The sequence below is a fragment of the Endozoicomonas sp. 4G genome (assembly GCF_023822025.1).
Lineage (GTDB): Bacteria > Pseudomonadota > Gammaproteobacteria > Pseudomonadales > Endozoicomonadaceae > Endozoicomonas_A.
On the sequence record NZ_CP082909.1, the window covers coordinates 206,450 to 222,868 of the forward strand.

The 16,419-nt window shown below is 47.2% G+C and carries 10 protein-coding genes; 1 reads left to right on the forward strand and 9 read right to left on the reverse strand.

Going from position 1 to position 16,419, the window contains the following annotated elements; translation table 11 throughout:
• Nucleotides 1-24: 24 nt before the first annotated feature.
• The 4 genes from K7B67_RS01150 to K7B67_RS01165 form a co-directional block, all read right to left on the reverse strand.
• Complete coding sequence (locus K7B67_RS01150; RefSeq protein WP_252178533.1) at nucleotides 25-2,520, reverse strand: zinc finger, RING-type domain-containing protein; 2,496 nt, start codon at nucleotides 2,518-2,520, stop codon at nucleotides 25-27.
• A gap of 126 nt (nucleotides 2,521-2,646) precedes the next feature.
• Complete coding sequence (locus K7B67_RS01155) at nucleotides 2,647-4,230, reverse strand: hypothetical protein (protein ID WP_252178534.1); 1,584 nt, start codon at nucleotides 4,228-4,230, stop codon at nucleotides 2,647-2,649.
• 148 nt (nucleotides 4,231-4,378) lie between these two features.
• Nucleotides 4,379-4,876 (reverse strand): DUF29 domain-containing protein, encoded by a 498-nt coding sequence (locus K7B67_RS01160; protein ID WP_252178535.1) that lies wholly within the window; start codon nucleotides 4,874-4,876, stop codon nucleotides 4,379-4,381.
• 212 nt (nucleotides 4,877-5,088) lie between these two features.
• Complete coding sequence (locus tag K7B67_RS01165) at nucleotides 5,089-6,570, reverse strand: zinc finger, RING-type domain-containing protein (RefSeq protein WP_252178536.1); 1,482 nt, start codon at nucleotides 6,568-6,570, stop codon at nucleotides 5,089-5,091.
• A 354-nt stretch (nucleotides 6,571-6,924) separates the two neighbouring features.
• On the opposite strand from K7B67_RS01165, the gene K7B67_RS01170 reads away from it, so the two are divergent.
• Entirely contained in the window at nucleotides 6,925-8,094 is a 1,170-nt protein-coding gene (locus K7B67_RS01170; RefSeq protein ID WP_252178537.1) for a hypothetical protein, read from the forward strand.
• Between the two features lie 460 nt (nucleotides 8,095-8,554).
• On the opposite strand, the gene K7B67_RS01175 is transcribed toward K7B67_RS01170, so the two are convergent.
• The 5 genes from K7B67_RS01175 to K7B67_RS01195 all read right to left on the reverse strand — a co-directional run bounded on the left by K7B67_RS01175 (nucleotide 8,555) and on the right by K7B67_RS01195 (nucleotide 16,323).
• Nucleotides 8,555-10,300, reverse strand: a complete 1,746-nt coding sequence (locus K7B67_RS01175; RefSeq protein ID WP_252178538.1) for a hypothetical protein — start codon at nucleotides 10,298-10,300, stop codon at nucleotides 8,555-8,557.
• 92 nt (nucleotides 10,301-10,392) lie between these two features.
• Nucleotides 10,393-11,706 carry a zinc finger, RING-type domain-containing protein gene (locus K7B67_RS01180; protein WP_252178539.1) on the reverse strand — a complete coding sequence of 438 codons (1,314 nt, stop codon included), beginning with the start codon at nucleotides 11,704-11,706 and terminating at the stop codon, nucleotides 10,393-10,395.
• A gap of 299 nt (nucleotides 11,707-12,005) precedes the next feature.
• Nucleotides 12,006-13,871, reverse strand: a complete 1,866-nt coding sequence (locus K7B67_RS01185) for a hypothetical protein (protein WP_252178540.1) — start codon at nucleotides 13,869-13,871, stop codon at nucleotides 12,006-12,008.
• Between the two features lie 235 nt (nucleotides 13,872-14,106).
• Nucleotides 14,107-15,168, reverse strand: a complete 1,062-nt coding sequence (locus K7B67_RS01190) for a zinc finger, RING-type domain-containing protein (protein WP_252178541.1) — start codon at nucleotides 15,166-15,168, stop codon at nucleotides 14,107-14,109.
• Nucleotides 15,169-15,474: 306 nt separating this feature from the next.
• On the reverse strand, nucleotides 15,475-16,323 hold the full coding sequence (locus K7B67_RS01195; RefSeq protein ID WP_252178542.1) for a zinc finger, RING-type domain-containing protein: 849 nt from the start codon (nucleotides 16,321-16,323) through the stop codon (nucleotides 15,475-15,477).
• Between the last annotated feature and the right edge of the window lie 96 nt (nucleotides 16,324-16,419).

The following is a 16,419-nucleotide window of genomic DNA, read 5'->3' on the forward strand; positions in this document are numbered from 1 at the left end:
ATGGATCAAAAATGGGTAGGCTGATCATTCTTTATCACCTTTCTTTTCTGGCTGGTCATTTGCCTTGCTTTTGGTTTCCTGATTGCCAGGGGGATGGCTCCATTGTGTGTGCCTTTGTAGATTGTCTTTGTTGTTAGTGAAGTAGTAGCAGCCCGGATGGTCACAATAGTACGCCCTGGCTATCTTGACTTTCTGCTTGAGAGGCGGGTGGGTCTGTTTGTGCCTTTTCAGATTGTACGTCAGGGAGGTGAGGTAGTTGCAGTCCTCAGAATCACGCGGGTGCACCTTGGGTCTCTTGGGTCTCTTGGGTCTCTGGAAGGCAGGCAGGTGGGTTTGTTTGTGCCTTCTCAGATTGGCCGACCGGTCGGTGCTGTAGTTGCAGTCCTCATAATCACACGGGTGCACCTTGGCTCTCATGGGTCTCTGGTCGGCAGGCAGGTGAGTCTGTAGGTGTTTTTTCAGGTTGCCCAACAGGTCAGTGCTGTAGTTGCAGCCTTCATAGTTACACTGGCGCACCTTGGGTCTTTTGGGTCTCTGGTCGGCAGGCAGGTGAGTCTGTAGGTGTTTTTTCAGGTTGCCCAACAGGTCAGTGCTGTAGTTGCAGCCTTTATAGTTACACTGGCGCACCTTGGGTCTCTTGGGTCTCTGGTCGGCAGGCAGGTGGGTCTGTTGGTGTTTTTTCAGATTACCCAACAGGTCAGTGCGATAGTTGCAGTCTTCATAGTTACACTGGCGCACTCTGGTTCTCTTATATCTCTGGGCGGCAGGCAGGTGGGTTTGTTTGTGTATGTTCAGATTGTCTTTGTAGACAGTTCTGTAGTCGCAGCCCTCATGGTTACATTGGTGCACCCTGGCTCTCTGGTTGGCAGGAAGGTGGGTCTGTTGGTGTTTTTTCAGATTGCCTTTGTGGTTAGTGCTGTAGTTGCAGCCCCCATGGTTACACTCGTGCACCCTGGGTCTCTGCTCGGCAGGTAGGTGAGTCTGTTTTTGGCTTTTCATGTATTCCATGCGCCAAACCTGTTGGAGGCGTTTCAGGGCATTGGAAGCTTCTATCCTTGAATCACTGTATGAAATGGACTCCTGCTCAATCATCTCCTGCTCAATCATCTCCTGCTCATTAATCTCCTGTTTGGGGGGCTCAATGAACTCCTGTCGCTTCCTGCACATAGGGCAATCCCACGCTGGAAATTTGTTCACTTTTTTAAAACAGTCATCACACAAGTAGTGAAAGCAAGTGGTACTCCTGATACCACGGCTTGTTGTAAATTCTTCAATGCAAACAGGACAGTTATGTGAATAGTTGTTATCCCCAGTGTCAGGCTGAATACCGACATAGTGATTGTCCCTGGATAGCAGTCCCAGATAGATCGTTTCTTCTGGGGTATGTATAGCCGATGCTTCTGAGACTATGTCGACTCGAACATGATGAGAAGTGGCGTAGGTAAAAACCTGGTCCTGAGTTAATCCACTGGCATGCAGATTGACCACGACAAACGTTTTTTTCAGCAGGTAGCTCAGAAATGGCAATAAAATAGTGAAGTCTGGCCATTCCCTCTCAATAAGCTGTCGCCTGACCAATTGGACATTTTCCTGGCCCTGTGCACTTATCCAGCGTGATAGAAAAGCTGAATGTTCAGCGGTCAGTGCCTGCTCATTACCTGATATATGATGGTTAAGCATGTTAATGAGTGTTCGAGTCAGTGTGGATACGTCTTGACCTGCGGATAAGCCGATAGCGTGCAGCCAACAAAAGTTATCTGCGGGTGTATGCATCACATGGAATCCCTCAAGATACCGGTTTAACAGCTGTTGAGGGTCATCTTCTGCCAGTTCAGATTCAGGGCCCGTTTGCTGGAGCTTTTGCTTTTTAGCAGAAGGTTCCGAATCTTGAGTTGTGCTGTCAGCTTCTGTGGCAACCGCTTCATCTTCAGCGGAGTGTGTACGTTTCTGTCCTCCCGGAGCGTCTTGTGCAGCTTCTTGCGGTGGGGCACTGTTGTTCTCATTGGTTGAGTCTGGTTCGGAATTTGCGCAGCTGACTATTTTGGACAGAACCTCCTGACAGGCTTTGTCTTTTTGCTCCCTTTTCACTCTGCCCATGGCCATTCCTTCGGCGGCGATTTTATGTATTCGCTCCATTTCAGCTTGCTGTTCTTTTAACAAAATCCGGTAATCGGACCGATCGTATTCCGGAAATGACAGCTTGGGCTCATGGCTATAGTGTACGACAGTGATCTGTTCGCCGGGCACAGGTTCCGGGTCAGTGATAATAAAAGAATCATCCGATGAAACATGAAGAAACGGGTTATTGTACGGCTCTGGTTCGGTACTTTTTTCGGGATTATAGGGAAGCGGCTGCCAGGTTTGCTGCCTGAGAGCCAGGACACCCAGTGTCACCAGTGATTCTGTGAGAGTGGCGGCTTTGACTGGCAGAAGGTATACGCTCACCCCGTCAGGAATGTGTGCTTCCACTGAAGCTATGAAAGGCAGGAAAAAGAATAGAGACCTCAGCAATCGTTCCAATGTCTTGATTCTCGATCATTCTTCGATAGCCAAGCATAGATGAAATAACCTGAGTGTGTTTTTTTACTGACAGGCGACGGCATGGATCTCTTTTGGCGGGTCATGCGCTTTCTGTAGTTACAGCCCTCATGGTGACACCGGTGCATACCAGGTGCCAGGCCGAATTCCAACAAAGTGACTATTTCTGGGTAGAAGTCCCAGGTACACCCTTTCCTCTGGGGTATTTATAGCCGATGCTTCTGAGACAATGGTGACTTGAGCATCATTAGAAGTGGCGTAGGTAAAAACCTGATCATCAATCAATCCACGGGCTTGCAGATTGACGACGACAAACGTTTTTTTGAACAGGTGGCTCAGAAGCGGCAATAAAATATTGAAGTCTGGCCATTGCTTATTCATGAGCTGCTCTCTGACCAATTGGACATTTTCTTCGCCTTGTGCAGCCATCCAGTCTGATAGATAAGCTGAATGTTCAGTCGCCTGTGCCTGCTCATTAGCTGGTAAATCATTGTTAAGCATGTCGGTGAGCGTTTGAATCAGAGTGGATACGTCTTGACCTGCGGAAAAACGGATAGCGTGCAGCCAACAAAAGTTATCCATGGGTGTTTCCACAATATGGAATCCCTCAAGGTACTGGTTTAACAGCTGTTGATGGTTGGGGTTGGGGGGCTTTTTGAGCCTTTTCAGCTTGGTTGGGCGGTAGGTTTTTTGGAGGCGGACTTTACGGCCATACCATTCCATCCGGTCGATGCGTTGTTGGACACGCCAGCGGCGGATCTGCTGTTTGCGATTTCTCTCTCTGGCGTGGTTGCGTTCCTGTCCTTCCGGAGCGCCTTGTGAAGCTTCTTGCGGTGGGGCGCTGGTGTTTTCACGGGTTGAGTCTGATTCAGAATTTGCGCAGCTGACTATCTTGGACAGAACCTCCCGACAGGCTTTCCTGGTTGATGCCAGGCACAGAAAGGTGTCATCAGTAAGGTGAATATCCGATCCTTCCATGGCAGAGCCGTCTGGCTGGGCGTGAGCATCTTCACGGTGTCGTTTAGCTTCCTGTTCAATATCTTTTTGCTCTTTGACGGTGATTCCGTTAGTTTTTGCAATGTACACCCTTCGGGCAGACTCTTTGTCTGTAATTTCTTCGGTGATCTTGATTTTCACTCTGCCCATGGCTATTCCTTCGGCGGCGATTTTATGTATTCGCTCCATTTCAGCTTGCTGTTTTTTCAAAAAAATCCGGTAATCGGGCAGATCGTATTTCGGTAATGACAGCTTGGGTTCATGGCTATAGTGTGCGACAGTGCTCTGGTGAGGATGGGTTTTAAGGTAAAAAGCCCGTTGGGTGTCGAGCGTCACGCTGGTAATGGACTCCATACCAAAGCATTGCCAGGTTTCGTTCTCAGAAGTGTCTATGGGCTGACAAAGGGTATGTTCGCCGGGCACAGGTTCTGAGCCAGTGACAATAAAATAATCATCCGATGAAATATGAAGAGACGGATTATTGTACGGCTCCGGTTCGGTATTTTTTTCCGGATTATAGGGAAGCGGCTGCCAGGTTTGCTGCCTGAGAGCCAGGACACCCAGTGTCACCAGTGATTCTGTGAGAGTGGCGGCCTGGCCTGGCAGGCGGTATGGAGTCAACCCGTCAGGAATGTGTGCCTCCACTGAAGCCATGAAAGGCAGAAAAAAGAATAGAGACTTCAGCAATTGTTCCAATGTCCTGGTTCTCGATTATTCTTCGATAGCCAAGCATAGACGAAATAACCTGATTGTGTTTTTTACTGACAGGCAAGGGTTTGGATCTTGTTATAACTGAGAGGGGCTGGCGGGGAAGTTCCGCCGGTCTACTCACCAGCCATACAAGCTATAATTCAACTCCGTTCAGTGGGTACCAGTCTTTATTTATTAACTGGTCATAGCTCCAGGGGCATTCGTCTGGAAAGCTATTATTATCAAGCCTTTGATTCTTATTAACGTAAATATTCATAGCTTCGATGGCTTCTTTTTTACCTTTAGGATAAGCCTCTCCTAAAGCATCTTCGATACGTCGGTTTAAACTGTGGTTCTTTTCCAGTAACCAAGTAATTCCATTTCTCGAAGTGTTGATAGTTACCATCCAACCTTTAAGTACTCTTTCTGTGGCTACGGTGTCCCTTAACACTGTTGTTTGGTAATCCATTTTAAGCAAGTGATGTATGAGATTGATTAGAAAATGCTCTAACTCTCGTAAACCTTGCTTAATACCCAACTCCAAGTCCTCCAACAGGTTTTCTAAATCTAACTGGTCAAAGTGATGATTTCTCAGCAAAGCTACCTGATTGGATAACCACTGGTGATAATCAGTTTCGTATAAATCACTCATAAATGTTCACTCCATTAAACGGATACCATTCTTCAGCCATCAACCGCTCCCTCCCCTGAGGATAAGTCGGCCAGCAGGTCTGAGTGTTCAACTTTGTTTGAGGTTTGAGGATAGCAGTTGAAGAGGGGGGTGCAAGTTTTACCTCGTTCCGCTCCGGCGTTTCACCCTGAGCGCCCTTGGGGCGGGGTTCAGTGACGGGAGTATGGCTTTTGTTAATCCCTAGACTCAATAAACTTCTGTTGCGTCCTGCACACGGGGCAACCCCAGTCGTTGATGTCCAGATTAATGCTTAGTTGCTGCCAGCATACGGGGCATGTCGACACGTGCGGGGTGTTCAATTTTTCAAAACACTCATTACACAAGTAGTGAAAGCAACTGGTACTCTTGATAACACTGCTTTGTGTAAACTTGTTCAAGCAAACAGGGCAGTGATGTGAATAGTTGTCATCCCGGGTGTCAGGCCGAATACCAACAAAGTGATTATCCTTGGCTAGAAGTCCCAGATAGATCTTTTCCTCCGGGGTATTTATAGCCGAAGCTTCTGAGACTATCGTGACTTGAACATGATTAGAAGTGGCGTAGGTAAAAACCTGATCTTGAGTCAATCCACTGGCTTGCAGATTGATGACGACAAATGTTTTTTTAAACAGGTAGCTTAGAAGCGGCAATAAAATAGTGAAGTCTGGCCAGATATTATTGGAGAGTTGTTCGCTGACCAATTGGACATTCTCTTCGCCCTGTGCAGTTATCCAGCTTGATAGAAAAGCTGAATGTTCAGTTGCCACTGCCTGCTCATTACCTGGTAAATGATAGTTAATCATATTAATGAGGGTTCGGATCAGTGTCGAGACGTTTTGACCTGCGGATAAATGGATAGCGTGCAGCCAACAAAAGTTATCTGCGGGTGTTGGCATAGCATTGAATCCCTTAAGATACTGGTTTAACAGCTGTTGAGGGTCATATCTTTCAAGTTCAGAGCCAGTTTGCTGGAGCTTTTGCTTTTTAAGAGGAGGTTTAAGGTCGTCAGTTTCTGTGGCAACAGACTCGTCCTCGCTGGAGTGGTTGCGTTTGCGTTTCCTTGGAGCGCTTTGTGCAGCTTCTTGCGATGGTGCGCGGGTGTTTTCACGGGTTGAGTCTGATTCAGAATTTGCGCAGCTGACTATTTTGGACAGAACCTTCCAACAGGCTTTCCCGGTTGATTCCAGGCACAGGACACTTGCAATGTACACCCTTCGGGCAGAGTCTCTGTCTGTTGTTGCTTCGGTGATCTTGATCTTCACCCTGCCCATGGCCATTCCTTCGGTGGCGATTTTATGTATTCGCTCCATTTCAGCTTGCTGTTTTTTCAATAAAATCCGGTAATCGGGCAGATCGTATTCCGGAAATGACAGCTTGGGTTCATGGCTATAGTGTACGGGCACGGGTTCTGGGCCAGTGACAATAAAAGAATCATCCGATGAAATATGAAGAAACGGGTTGTTGTACGGCTCCGGTTCGGTATTTTTTTCCGGATTATAGGGAAGCGGCTGCCAGTTTTGCTGCCTGAGTGCCAGGATACCCAGTGTCACCAGAGTTTCTGTGAGGGGGGAGGCTTGGTCTGGCAGGCGGTATGCAGTTAACCCGTCAGGAATTTGCGCTTCCACTGAAGCCATGAAAGGCAGGAAAAAGAATAGAGACTTCAGCAATTGTTCCAATGTTCTGGTTCTCGATTATTCTTCGATAGCCAAGCATAGACGAAATAACCTGATTGTGTTTTTTACTGAAAGTATTCTTTTTAACTCTCCTTGAATTTAGGGATTTTTACGGCAAAGAAACCTCTGACCTCTCCCTAGGAGCCTGACCGAGAATAGCTGCCCTACTGCGGCGGCAGCAAATTGGTCTAAAAATCCGCTTTTGTTCGTCAAATAGCTAGCTATTCTCCTCACAAAACCGAATTTTTATCCTCAATTTTCTGCCGTCCTCGCTACGGGCGCTATTCTCGGTCAGGCTCCTAGATTTTGACTAACCTGATTTCCAAATAAACTGTTCAACGACTGGGAAGCCAAGCCTTGCTATCCAAAAAACCATTGATTTTGACCGTGGTCATTGCCTTTTCCGTGAATTGTCCCAATGGCCACGCTCAGGAAAGCAGGTCGCCTTTGCGCTTCGCTCTGGCTGTCGGCAGGGCGCTGATCAACGCCCCGAAGCCCTTCATTGAGGTATCCACAAAAGGAGTCTACGTTACTGGCATTGAAGAAGAGAGCGAGGCCATTGAATGGTGGGAGTTGCAGGTTCACAGTCGGCCAGCCTCTGATAATGGCTCTGACAGTGAAGGCAGCAGCACCTCTGATAAAAGCAACGACAACTGTTCAAACGAAGGTGATGACGAAGCTAATGCCGAATCTGATGTTCAGTATGAAACCACAACGTTTAATCCTTTTCGGGTATCCAATGAAACCAGTCAGTATTGTACGACTCTGGAGTTGAAAAAGATTAAGCAGGAGCCCGTTGCAGACAATGAAATAGCCATTAACGGCACCTCTGATGAAAGCATCGACAACCGTTTAAACGAAGACGAATCTGATGTTCAGTATGAAACCACAACACTTAATCCTTTTCGGGTATCCAATGAAACCAGTCAGTATTGTACGACTCTGGAGTTGAAAAAGATTAAGCAGGAGCCCGTTGCAGACAGTGAAATACTCACTGACTCAGAGGTAGGCGTGACAAAAGTGGACGCTGCTGAGTACCAGTGTGATCATGAGAGCTGCAATTACAGTACCAACCGCATGGGCAATCTGAAAAGGCACAAACGAACCCACCTGCCTGCCGACCAGAGACCCAGAAAACCCAAGGTGCACCAGTGTGACCATGTGTGCTGCAACTACAGCACCGACCACCTGGGCAATCTGAAATCACACAAACAGTCCCACCTGCCTGTCGACCAGAGACCCAAGAGACCCAAGAAACCCAAGATCCACCAGTGTGACCATGAGGGCTGCAACTACAGCTTCGAACGAGTGTATAGTCTGAAAAGGCACAAAAAGACCCACTTGCCTGCCGGCCAGAGACCCAAGGTGCACCAGTGTGACCATGTGTGCTGCAACTTCAGCACCGACCACCTGGGCAATCTGAAATCACACAAACAGACCCACCTGCCTGTCGACCAGAGACCCAAAAGAAAAGCCTATGACCAGCGGCCATCTAACCAGAAAAGAAAGAAGGGTGACAAAGAATGATCCGTCTCCCAATTCGCCTCAAATGTTCATGACCTTATTTCCGGACACCTGGCGCAATGAAAATGATGCTCTGCCAAACAGTCTTCAAGCATTTAGTGTGATTTACACCTTACTGAACTTACAATGATCCTGACACTGATTACGAGGGTTTGATGGTCAGAAAGAACGCCCACTGTGTCAGGTTGGATGGGCTCACGGAGTGGTTACTTTTGTGTCCTCCCGGAGCGTCTTGTGCAGCTTCTTGCGGTGAGGCGCTGGTGAGTGCCAGGCACCCTGTGTCACCAGTGATTCTGTGAGAGTGGAGGCTTGTTCTGGCAGAGGGGGGCAGTCACCTTGTCAGGAATGTGTGCTCCGAACCAACAATAAAGACCGTGCCCGGCACCCTTCGACTCCGCTCAGGGTGAACGGAGCTTGGGTGCCATTAATAGAGGGAACCCATCAATTACATTGAAACCGTGCACTAGCCATCAGAGTCATCATAGTCATCAGGGTCATCAGGGTCATCAGAGCCATCAGCGTAATCAGGGCCATCAGCGTAATCAGGGCCATCAGCGTAATCAGGGCCATCAGCGTAATCAGGGCCATCAGCGTAATCAGGGCCATCAGAGCCATCAGAGCCATATAAGTCGTGGGTTCTTTTGTGAATTTCCAGTTCTTCCTCACGGAGGGTGCTGAAGTTGCAGCCCTCATGGTAACACCGCTGCGGTTTGAGTCTCCTGGGTCTTCTGGCAGGCTGGTGAGCCAGTTCGTGGAGGTTCAGATTGTCTACATCGTCGGTGCTGTAGTCGCAGCCCTCATGGTCACACCGGTGCTGCGTGGGGTTCTCGGGTTCCTGATTAGCAGGCTGGTGGGTCAGTTTGTGGCTTTCCAGCTTATCCTCATTGTCGGTGCTGTAGTTGCAGTCCTCATGGTCACACGGGTGCACATTAGGGTCATGGTCTTCAGGCCGAATACCGACAAAGTCATTATCCCAGTGTAGAAGTCCCAGATAGATCTTTTCTTCCGGGGTATTTATAGCCGATGCTTCTGAGACTATGGTGACTTCAACACTGTCAGAAGTGGCGTAGGTAAAAACCTGATCTTGAAGCAATCCACTGGCTTGCAGATTGATCACGACAAACGTTTTTTTGAATAGATGGCTCAGAAGAGGTAATAAAATATTGAAGTCTGGCCATTTTTTATTACGAAGTTGTTGTCTGACCAATTGGACATTTTCTTCGCCCTGTGCAGTTATCCAGCGTGATAGAAAAGCTGAATGTTCAGTTGGTACTACCTGCTCATTAACTTGTAAATGATGGTTGATCGTGTCAATGAGCGTTTCAACCAGCTTGGCTATGCTTTGACCTGTAGATAAATGGATAGCATCTAGCCAACAAAAGTTATCTGGACGTGTTGGCACAGCAACGAATCCCTTAAGATACTGGTTTAACAGCTGTTGAGGATCATTTTCTGCAAGTTCAGATTCAGAGCCAGTTTGCTCGAGCTTTTGTTTTTTATCAGGAGGTTCCAGGTCGTTAGTTGTGCTGGCAGATGCTGTGGCAACAGATCCATCCTCACTGGTGTGGCTTTGTTCCTGCCCTTCCTGTCCCTCCTGCTCTTCTGAAGCACCTTGTGCACCTTCTTGCGATGATGGGCTGGTGTTTTCACCGGTTTTGTCTGATTCAGAATCTGCGCAGCTGATTATTTTGGACAGAACCTCCCGACAGGCTTTTCTGGTTGATCCCAGACACACGACAGTATCATCAGGAAGATAAATATCCGATGGTTCCATGGCAGAGTTGTCTGATTGGGCATGAGCATCTTCACGGTGTCGTTTAACTTCCTGCTCAATGTCTTTTTGCTCTCTGACGGTGATTCCATTGGTTTTGGCAATGCACACTCTTCGGGCAGTGTCTTCGTTTGTTGTTTCTTCGGTGATCTTGATCTTCAGCCGGTCCATAGCCATTCCTTCGGCGGCGATTTTATGAATCCGCTCCATTTCAGCTTGCTGATTTTTTAAAACCGTCAGATAGTCGGGCGGTTCGTATTCTGAAAATGTCAGCCTGGGCCCATGGCTATAGCCCAGGACTCCCAGTGTCACCAGCGATTCTGTGATGGCAGAGGCTTTGTCTGGTAGAGGGAATGCCGTCACCCCGTCAGTAATTTGTGCTTCAACTGAAGCTATGAAAGACAGGGACAAGAATAGAGATCTTAGAAATCGTTTCAATGTCTTGGCTCTCAATTAAGGTTAAAGCGCAAAGAGTAGATCAAATATCCTATGAGTGTTTTTTTTGAGAGACGGTTGCATGAACCAAAAAGTCACCTATTCTTTGAGGCGGGTTCGGCGACGGATCGTTTTTTATCTCCCTTCTTTTTCTTATGGCTGGCTATGCGCTTTACTTTTGGTTTCCTGCTCGGCAGGAGGTGGAGTTTTCTGTGCTTTTTATGCTTTTTCAGATTGCTCGTGTGGCCGGTGCTGAAGTTGAAGTTCGCTTCTGCCAGGTCTACCACCAGCTCAGGATATATTTCATCGTCTGAATTGGGCTCCTGTCTAATCCCTGGCAGTGCCAGAGTCGCACAATACTGACTGATTGTTTGTAGTGCATGAAAAGGATCAAGATCCATGTAGATTTTCTGTACGTTAGGCAGGTAGGTCTGTGAGGGCACTTTGGTATCGCTTTCATCGAGGTACGAGGGTTGCTGATCCTTATCCTCGGGCTCAATATACAGCTGTGGCTTCCTGCATACGGGGCAATCCCACACTGCCGGTTTGTTTAGTTTTTTAAAACACTCATCACACAAGTAGTGAAAGCAATCTGTGCTCTTGATACCACTGTTTTTGGTAAAGGGTTCCAGGCAAACAGGACATTTATGTGAATCCTGTCCACCTCGAGTCTCAGGCTGAATACCGACAAAGTGACTATCCCTGGAGAGAAGTCCCAGATAGATCGTCTCCTCTGAGGTATTTATAGCCGATGCTGCTGAAACTATGCTGACTTCAACACTTTGAGAAGTGGCGTAGGTAAACACCTGATCCTGAGTCAATCCACTGGCTTGCAGATTGATCACGACAAACGTTTTTTTGAATAGATGGCTCAGAAGTGGCAATAAAATACTGAAGTCTGGCCATTCCTTATTACGAAGTTGTCGCTTGATCAATCGGACATTTTCTTCGCCCTGTGCAGCTATCCATTGTGATAGAAAATCTGAATGTTCAGTGGCCACTGCCTGCTCATTATCTGGTAAACGATGGTTAATCATTTCAATGAGCGTTCGAATCAGTCCGGATACGTCTTGACCTGCGGATAAATGGATAGCGTGTAGCCAACAAAAGTTATCTGCAGGTGTTGGCATAATATCGAATCCCGCAAGATACTGGTTTAACAGCTGTTGCGGGTCATCTTCAGCAGATTCCTGTCCTTCCGAAGTGCCTTGTGCACCCTCTTGCGATGGGGCGCTGGTTTTTTCACTGGTTTTGTCTGATTCAGAATCTGCGGAGCTGACCGTGGCATTGCGCGGGAGAGTGGAGGCTTGGTCTGGCAGCGGGTGTGCAGTCAACTCGTCAGTTATTTGTGCCTCAACTGAAGCTATGAAAGACAGGGACAAGAATAGAGATCTTAGAAATCGTTTCAATGTCTTGGCTCTCAATTAACGTTAAAGGGCAAAGAGTAGATCAAATATTCCATAAGTGTTTTTTTTGAGAGACTGAAGTAATTGATGAGTGCCCTCTATTAATGGCACCCAGACTCCGTTCACCCTGAGCGCCCTTCGACTCCGCTCAGGATGCACGGTCGAAGGATGTGGACTCAGAACCAACAATAAAGACCGTGCCCGGCACCCTTCGACTCCGCTCAGGGTGAACGGAGTTTGGGTGCCATTGATAATCTGGAGCGTGAGAACGAGGGGGGTACGGATATCAAGGCTTGGTTGTGCTAGTGGTGGAAAAATGGGCCGTGAGTCCTCCATTGGTGTTTTTCTAGCAGTTCCTCATTATCGGTGCAGTAGCGGCAGCCGCACGCTAACTGAGGCAGCCGCCTCTGCGGCTTAGGATTAATACACTCCTGTGGGTTCCGGCATTTAGGGCACTCCCAAACTGGAGGTTGGTTCAGTACGTCAAAACAATTTTCACACAAGTAATGAAAGCAATTTGTACTCTTGACAGTACTATTTTTTGTAAACAGGTCCGTGCAACGAGAACAGTAGTGTGAATAGATGTCATACTTGGTGCCAGGCTGAATACCGACAAAGTGATTATCTCTGGATAAAAGTCCCAGATAGATCGTTTCCCCTGAGGTATTTATAGCCGATGATTCTGAAACTACGCTGACTTGAACACTACCAGGAGTGGCGTAGGTAAAAACCTGATCCTCAGCTAATCCACTGGCATGCAGATTGACAACGACAAACGTTTTTTCGGATAGGTAGCTCAGAAGCGGTAATAATATATTGAGGTCTGGCAATTCATTCTCGAAAAGTTGCTGCCTGAGCAATTGGACATTTCTTTCGCCCTGTGCAGTTATCCAGCGTGATAAAAAAGCGGAACGCTCATTAAAAAGATTTTTCACCCTTTTAGCGAGCTTATCGAACATAGCGAACGTTTCAGTCAGTGCTTTCTGATCTGCTAAATGATCGTCAATAGTTTTAATGAGCGTTTCAACCAGTGTGGATACGTTTCGACCTGAGGATACACGGATAGCATGCAGCCAGGAAGATTTACCTGAAGGTGTATGCATAGCAAAGAATTTCTCAGGATACTGGTTTAATAGCTGTTGAGGGTCATTTTCTGCAAGTTCAGAGTCAGAGTCACTTTGCTGGGGCTTTTGTTTTTTAGCAGCAAGTGCCAGATCGTCAGTTGTGCTGGCAGATGCTGTGGCGACAGATCCATCCTCACTGGTGTGGTCGGTTTCCTGTCCTTCCGAAGCATCTTGTTCACTTTCTTGCGATGGGGGGCTGGTGTTTTCACTGGTTTTGTCTGGTTCAGAATCTGCGCTGCTCACTATTTTGGACAGAACCTCCTGACAGGCTTTCCTGTTTGATGCCAGGCACAAGACTGTATCATCAGGAAGATCAATAGCCGATGGGGCATAGCCGTCTGACTGGGCACGGGCATCTTCACGTTGTCGTTTAGCTTCCTGCTCAATGTCTTTTTGCTCTTTGACGGTGATGCCATTGGTTTTGGCAATGTACACCCTTCGGGCGGTGTCTTCGTCTGTTGTTTCTTCGGCGATCCTGATCTTCAGCCTGCCCATAGCTATTTCTTTGGTGGCGATTTTATCAATCCGCTCCATTTCAGCTTGCTGATTTTTTAAAACAGTCTGGTAATTGGACAGATCGTCTTCCGAAAATGTCAGCTTGGGTCCATAGGTATGGCGCAGAATCATGCTCTGGTGAGAATGGGTTTTCTTCAGGTAGAAAGACTGTTGGGTGTCCAGCGCCACGCTGGTTATGGACTCCAGACCAAAGCATTGCCAGGTCTTGTTATCAGGAGGGTCTATGGGCTGACAAAGGGTGTGATAGTCGGGCACAGGTTCCGGGCCACTGATAATAAAAGGATCATCCGATGAAACATGAAGAAACGGGTTATTGTACGGCTCTGGTTTGGTACCTTTTTCCGGATTATAGAGAAGCGGTTGCCAGACTTGCTGACTGAGTGCCAGTACACCCAGTGTCACCAGCGATTCTGTGATAGCGGATCCTTGGTCTGGCAGAGGGTATGCCGTCAACCTGCCGGGAATTTGTGCTTCCGCTGAAGCTATGAAAGTCAGAAAAAAGAATAAAGACTTAAGTAACTGTTTCAATGTCTTGGCTCTCTCTATTGTTGTTAAACACTGCTGCTAAACATTGCTGTTGAACATCGTTGTTGAACGGCAAAGAATAGATCAAATATTCCATAAGTGTTTTTTTTGAGAGACGGTTGTATGGATCAAAAAGTCGCCGCGAAGTGGATCATTTTTTATCATCCTTTTTTTTCTTTTTGGTTATACGACACACTTTGTTTTTGCGGCGCTTAGCAGGCGGCTGGATCGAGTTCGCTTACATACTTCTCGCTTTTAGTCTCAAAATCGCACAATACCGACTTATCTCGTTCAATGGCTGAAAAGGACCAAAGTCATACTCTTCGTCATCTTGAATCGGGGGTTCCTGTTCGGCAGGCGGGTCGTTCTGTTCGACTACTTCGTTACCGCTTTCATGGGGGGATGGGAGCTGCTGATTCCTGGGCTCAGTATAGTATTGTTGCTCCCTGCATACGGGACAATCCCACGCCGGAGATCGCTTCATTTTTTCAAAACAGTCATCACATAGGTAGTGAAAGCAACTTGTGCTCGTGATAGGACTGTTTTTTGTAAACTCGTCAAAGCAAACAGGGCAGCTATGTGAATGGTTGTCATCCTGAGTGTCACGAATACCGACAAAGTGACTATCTCTGGAGAGAAGTCCCAGATAGATCGTTTCCTCTGAGGTATTTATAGCCGATGCTGCTGAGACTATGGTGGCTTGAACATGATTAGAAGCGGCGTAAGTAAAAACCTGATCCTGAGTCAAGCCACTGGCATGCAGATTGATAACGACAAACGTTTTTTTGAACAGGTGGCTCAGAAGCGGCAATAAAATAGTGAAGTCTGGCCATTCCTTATTAATGAGCTGTCGCCTGACCAATTGAACATTTTCTTGGCCCTGTGCATTTATCCAGCGTGATAGAAAAGCTGAATGTTCAGCTGTCAGTGCCTGCTCATTACCTGATAAATGATGGTTAATCATATTAATAAGCGTAGAAATCAGTGTGGATACGTCTTGATCTGCGGATAAGCGGATAGCGTGCAGCCAACAAAAGTTATCTGCGGGTGTTGCCATAACATTGAATCCCTCAAGGTACTGGTTTAATAGCTGTTGAGGGTCAGCTTCCACAAGTTCGGATTCAGAGCTGGTTTGCTGGCGCTTTTGCTTTTTAGCAGGAGGTTCCAGATCGTCAGTTGCGTTTGTGAGAGCGGAGGCTTGGTCTGGCAGACGATATGCCGTCAACCCGCCGGGAACTTGTGCCGCCACTGAAGCCATAAAAGGCAGGAAAAATAATAGATATCTCAGAAATCGTTTCAATGTCTTGGTTCTCAATTATTGCTAGACGGCAAGAGTAGACTAAATATCCTATGAGTGTTTTTTCGATATCTGTATATTCCTCGTTTCCACGCAGAGCATGGGAGCCAGAGTTACCACTCGTTCCCACGCTGGAGCATGGGAACCAGAGTTTTGCGACAGGCTCTCATTATTTACCACCCCGCTTCCTTTTCTCGTTAAATGGCGGCTGGTCAGACGCTTTTCTTTTGGGTCTCTTGGGTCTCCGGTCGGCAGGTCGTTGAAATGTTTATTGGGAAATCAGGTTAGTCAAAATCTGGAGAGTCTGTTTTACTGGGAGGGTTCATCGTCTGCAATAAACCTTTGCGCAATCATTTTTAGTCTCAGAGTCATACAATACCGACTCCACTCGTTAAATGGCCGAAAAGGACCAAAGTCGTATTCTTCGTCATCTCGAATCGGGGATTCCTGTTCGGCAGGCGGGTCGTTCTGTTCGACTACTTCGTTACCGCTTTCATGGGGGGATGGGAGCTGCTGATTCCTGGGCTCAGTATAGTATTGTTGCTCCCTGCATACGGGACAATCCCACATCGGAGATCGCTTCATTTTTTCAAAACAGTCATCACACAGGTAGTGAAAGCAACTTGTGCTCGTGATAGCACTGTTTTTTGTAAACTCGTCAAAGCAAACAGGGCAGCTATGTGAATGGTTGTCATCCTGAGTGTCACGAATACCGACAAAGTGACTATCTCTGGAGAGAAGTCCCAGATAGATCGTTTCCTCCGAGGTATTTATAGCCGATGCTGCTGAGACTATGGTGACTTGAACATGATTAGAAGCGGCGTAAGTAAAAACCTGATCCTGAGTCAAGCCACTGGCATGCAGATTGATAACGACAAACGTTTTTTTGAACAGGTGGCTCAGAAGCGGCAATAAAATAGTGAAGTCTGGCCATTCCTTATTAATGAGCTGTCGCCTGACCAATTGAACATTTTCTTGGCCCTGTGCAGCTATCCAGTCTGATAGAAAAGTTGAATGTTCAGCTGTCAGTGCCTGCTCATTACCTGATAAATGATGGTTAATCATATTAATAAGCGTATAAATCAGTGTGGATACGTCTTGATCTGCGGATAAGCGGATAGCGTGCAGCCAACAAAAGTTATCTGCGGGTGTTGCCATAACATTGAATCCCTCAAGATACTGGTTTAACAGCTGTTGAGGGTTAGCTTCCACAAGTTCGGATTCAGAGCCGGTTTGCTGGCGCTTTTGTTTTTT